The sequence below is a fragment of the Streptomyces phytophilus genome (assembly GCF_013870535.1).
Taxonomy (GTDB): Bacteria; Actinomycetota; Actinomycetes; order Streptomycetales; family Streptomycetaceae; genus Streptomyces; species Streptomyces phytophilus.
In genome coordinates this window covers 1-4,194 of sequence record NZ_JACBXC010000492.1, presented here as the reverse complement: position 1 = coordinate 4,194, position 4,194 = coordinate 1, and the positions used below count along the sequence as shown (strand labels likewise).

Below are 4,194 nucleotides of genomic sequence, written 5' to 3'. Positions count from 1 at the left end.
GCCGGGCCGGATGGTGCGCGGGGCGTGCGCTCAGACCAGCTTGGCGTCGAGCGTGATGTTCTTGACGCCCGCGAGCGCCTGGCTCACCGGGCAGTTCTTCTTGGCGTCCTCGGCGGCGGCCTGGAAGTCCTCCTCGGACAGCCCCGGCACCGTCGCGCGCACGGTCAGCACGATGCCGGTGATGCCCTCGCCGGGCTGGAACGTCACGTCGGCGCTGGTGTCGAGGGACTCGACCGTGTGGCCCTTGCCCGCCAGGCCGTGCGAGAAGGCCATGGAGTAGCACGCCGAGTGGGCCGCCGCGATCAGCTCCTCGGGGCTGGTCTTGCCGCCGGGCTCGGCGGAGCGGGCCGGCCAGCTCACGTCGTACGTGCCGATCTTGGAGGATTCGAGGGCGACGGTCCCCTTGCCCTCCAGCAGGTTGCCCTCCCAGTGGGTCTTCGCGGTGCGGGTGGTTGCCATGGCGGTCAGCCTCCGTGTCTGGAGCGAAAGACGGTACGTGCCCCAAGTTATCGGTGCCGGGGCGCCCGAGCGCGTCCGGGCGGCGCCCGCGGGCCCGCGTGGCGCAGATCACAGCAGAGCCGGGAAATAGCGGGGAGTGCTTCCCCGTTTAGCTGGTGTCGAAAGAAAGCGGGGAGTGATTCCCCGGAAGCCATCAGGGAGGCAACCATGGGCATGCGCAAGGGCGCCACGCTCCCCGAGCAGCGGCAGCCGCGTATGCGCGCCGACGCCTCCCGCAACCGCGAACGGATCATCGACGCCGCCCGGGAGGCGTTCGTGGAGTGGGGCCCGGAGGTTCCGCTCGACGAGATCGCCCGCCGCGCCGGCGTCGGCAACGCGACGGTCTACCGGCACTTCGCCGACCGCCGCGACCTGATCCTCCAGGTGACCCTGAAATCCATGCGCCGCATCGCGGAGCTGGCGGAGGCCGCGCTCGCCGAGGACGCCGACGCGTTCGAGGCGCTGCGGTGCTTCGTGCACCGCGGCGCCGACGAGCGGATCGGGTCGCTGTGCTCGCTGCTCGCCGACGGCTTCGACCACACGGCGGCGGAGGTGTACGGCATGCGCGAGCGGCTCGACACCGCGCTGGAGGACCTGATGGCGCGGGCCCGCGCCGAGGGCACGCTCCGGGCGGACGTCGGCGTCGGCGACCTGATGGTCGCGCTCGCCCAGCTCACCCGGCCGCTGCCCGGTCTGGAATGCAGTGTGGGGTTCGACACGTACATGCACCGGCACCTGGAGCTTTTTCTCGACGGGCTGATGAATCCGGCCAGGTCAACGCTGTCCGGCAGCGCCGCCACGTTCGAGGCTCTCAGGCAGAAGGGCACATGAAAATGAGGTGATCCACGGCCGATGAGTCTGTTCTGATCATCGAGACTCTTCTTCCTTCCGAGCCCTGTGCGGTGATGAGCACCGGTTCGTCCTGATTCGTACAAAGATCAACCCTGAACTCGAATGGTGGGTACCCCCATGCCAGAAACGGCTCTGCAGCCTGATCCGAGGCGCTGGAAAGCCCTCGCGTTCATCGCTGTGGCCCAGCTGATGGTCGTCCTCGACGCGACCATCGTGAACATCGCCCTGCCCTCCGCACAGGAGGACCTCGGCATCTCCGACGGCAACCGCCAGTGGGTCATCACGGCCTACGCGCTCGCCTTCGGCGGCCTGCTGCTCTTCGGCGGCCGCATCGCGGACCTCTGGGGCCGCAAGCGCACCTTCATCACCGGTCTCGCCGGCTTCGCCGGCGCCTCCGCGCTCGGCGGCGCGGCGACCGGCGAGGTCATGATGTTCGGCGCCCGCGCCCTGCAGGGCGTCTTCGGCGCGCTGCTCGCGCCCGCCGCCCTGTCCCTGCTCGCCGTCCTCTTCACCGACGGCAAGGAGCGGGCCAAGGCGTTCGGCATCTACGGCGCCATCGCCGGCGCCGGCGGCGGCGTCGGGCTGATCCTCGGCGGCGTGCTGACCGAGTACCTGGACTGGCGCTGGACGTTCTTCGTGAACATCCCGTTCGCCGTCGTCGCCATCCTCGGCGCGATGGCCGTCATCCACGACCCCAAGGGCAGCCGGAACCGCTCCACGCTCGACATCCCGGGCGTGCTGCTGGCGACCACCGGTCTGGTGGCGCTCGTCTACGGCTTCACCCGGGCCGAGTCGGACGGCTGGACCGACACCCTGACGCTGGTCATGTTCGTCGCGTCCGTGGTGCTGCTGGCCGCGTTCGTGGCGGTGGAGGCCAGGGTCAAGAACCCGCTGCTGCCGCTGCGCGTCCTGCTGGACCGCAACCGCGGCGGTGTCTACCTGTCGCTCGGCCTCGCGGTCATCGCGATGTTCGGCGTCTTCCTGTTCCTCACCTACTACCTGCAGATCGTGAAGGGCTACACCCCGGTCAAGACCGGCCTGGCGTTCCTTCCGATGATCGTGGGCATGATCATCGGCTCGACGCAGATCGGCGCCCGGCTGATGACCCGCGTGCAGCCGCGGCTGCTGCTGGTGCCCGGCTTCCTCGTCGGCGCCCTCGGCATGCTGCTGCTGGCCCAGATCGAGCCCGGCAGCTCGTACGCCGCGATCGTCCTGCCCGGCCTCATCCTGCTGGGCCTGGGTCTCGGCACGGCGTTCATGCCGGCCATGTCCCTGGCCACCTTCGGGGTGGAGCCGCGCGACTCCGGCGTCGCCTCGGCGATGGTCAACACCTCGCAGCAGGTCGGCGGCGCCATCGGCACCGCGCTGCTGAACACGATCGCCGCCAGCGCCACGACCGGCTGGATCTCCTCGCACGGCTCCGAGGCCCGCAGCCTGGGCCGCCAGGGCTTCGAGAACTCCGCGGCCGTGCACGGCTACTCGACGGCGATCTGGTGGGCCGTCGGCATCCTGGTGGTCTCGGCCGCCATCGCGTACGTCCTCGTCAACGCCCGGGCCCAGGGAGGCCACGAGGTCTCCGGCGACGGCAAGGACGCGGGCACGGCGGACGAGGTGCAGGCGCCGGTGATGGTCCACTGACCGCGCTCGTGCACTGACTCAAAGGAGAGTTCAGGGCTGAGCGAAGGCCCCTTTCCGTTCCTCGGGGGGACGGGAAGGGGCCTTCGCCATGCCTGCCTGCCTGCCTCCTTGCGCCTGTGCTTGCACTTGGGCTGTCTCTCTCCGTCCCTCAGCCGAGCTGGAGGGAGCGCTTGGCCAGCCCCATCCAGAAGCCGTCGATGACGCTGCGCTGGGTGGCCAGGTCGTCCTCGGCGGCGCCGAGGGTGACGAACAGCGGCGCGAAGTGCTCGGTACGGGGGTGGGCCAGCCGGCCGGCCGGCGACTTGTGCGTGAAGTCCAGCAGCCCGTCCACGTCCTGCGCCGCCAGCGCCTCGCGGCCCCAGGCGTCGAACTCCGCGGACCACGCCGGCGGCCCGTCGCCCCGGTGCCGCAGCGCGGCGAGGTTGTGGGTGAAGAAGCCGCTGCCGACGATCAGCACGCCCTCCTCGCGCAGCGGCGCGAGCCGGCGGCCGAGCGCGAGCAGCCGCTCCGGGTCGAGGGTCGGCATGGAGACCTGGAGTACGGGGATGTCGGCGTCCGGGTACATCTCCACCAGCGGCACGTACGCGCCGTGGTCGAGGCCGCGGTCCGGGAAGTCCTGCACGCCGTCGCCGGGGGTGCGCAGCAGCTTGCGTACCGACTCGGCCAGCCCGGGGGCGCCGGGGGCGGGGTAGCGGACGCGGTAGTAGTGCTCGGGGAAGCCCCAGAAGTCGTGGACCAGCGGGACGGCGGTGGTGGCGCCGAGGGCGAGCGGGGCCTCCTCCCAGTGCGCCGAGACCACCAGGACGGCGCGCGGGCGGGGCAGGTCGGCGGCCCAGGCGGCCAGCTCGGCGGGCCAGACGGGATCGTCGGCCAGCGGCGGGGCGCCGTGGGAGAGGTAGAGCGCGGGCATGGTCGGCATGGCGAGTCCCGAATCCTCTGGAAGTTTAGACTTCAACCATACCCGCGCTCGGGCGCATGCGCGTCGGCGCCTACGGGGGCGCCCGCGGGCCCGTACGTCAGAACACCGGGTCGAGGAGCGCGACGGACTGCAGCGCGGCGACCCGCGCGGTGTCGTCCCCGACGTCGAGCGCGGTGTCGACGAACTTGATCGTGTGCTCGTCGCCGTGCGCCGCCGCCCGGGTCCGCAACTCGTCCGCCGCCTGTGCCGCGTCCCCGGACGGCGGCGCGGGGATGTGCTCCGGCGGC

4 protein-coding genes and 1 pseudogene are annotated in these 4,194 nt (G+C 71.4%); 2 read left to right on the top strand and 3 right to left on the bottom strand.

The window, feature by feature from the left end; genetic code table 11:
• Nucleotides 1-30 precede the first annotated feature (30 nt).
• A complete protein-coding gene (locus tag H5J30_RS19905; RefSeq protein WP_018839169.1) occupies nucleotides 31-459 on the bottom strand; it encodes an OsmC family protein in 429 nt (142 codons plus the stop codon).
• Nucleotides 460-666: 207 nt separating this feature from the next.
• Here H5J30_RS19905 and H5J30_RS19900 point away from each other — a divergent pair, with 207 nt between their 5' ends.
• Together H5J30_RS19900 and H5J30_RS19895 are read left to right on the top strand one after the other, a co-directional pair.
• On the top strand, nucleotides 667-1,329 hold the full coding sequence (locus H5J30_RS19900; RefSeq protein WP_181788764.1) for a TetR/AcrR family transcriptional regulator: 663 nt from the start codon (nucleotides 667-669) through the stop codon (nucleotides 1,327-1,329).
• 138 nt (nucleotides 1,330-1,467) lie between these two features.
• Nucleotides 1,468-2,988, top strand: coding sequence for an MFS transporter (locus H5J30_RS19895; RefSeq protein WP_181788763.1), 1,521 nt, complete (start codon nucleotides 1,468-1,470; stop codon nucleotides 2,986-2,988).
• Nucleotides 2,989-3,136: 148 nt separating this feature from the next.
• On the opposite strand, the gene H5J30_RS19890 is transcribed toward H5J30_RS19895, so the two are convergent.
• Nucleotides 3,137-3,907, bottom strand: coding sequence for a dioxygenase family protein (locus H5J30_RS19890; protein ID WP_181788762.1), 771 nt, complete (start codon nucleotides 3,905-3,907; stop codon nucleotides 3,137-3,139).
• 97 nt (nucleotides 3,908-4,004) lie between these two features.
• Nucleotides 4,005-4,194, bottom strand: a pseudogene (locus tag H5J30_RS19885) (questin oxidase family protein); the annotation flags it as partial.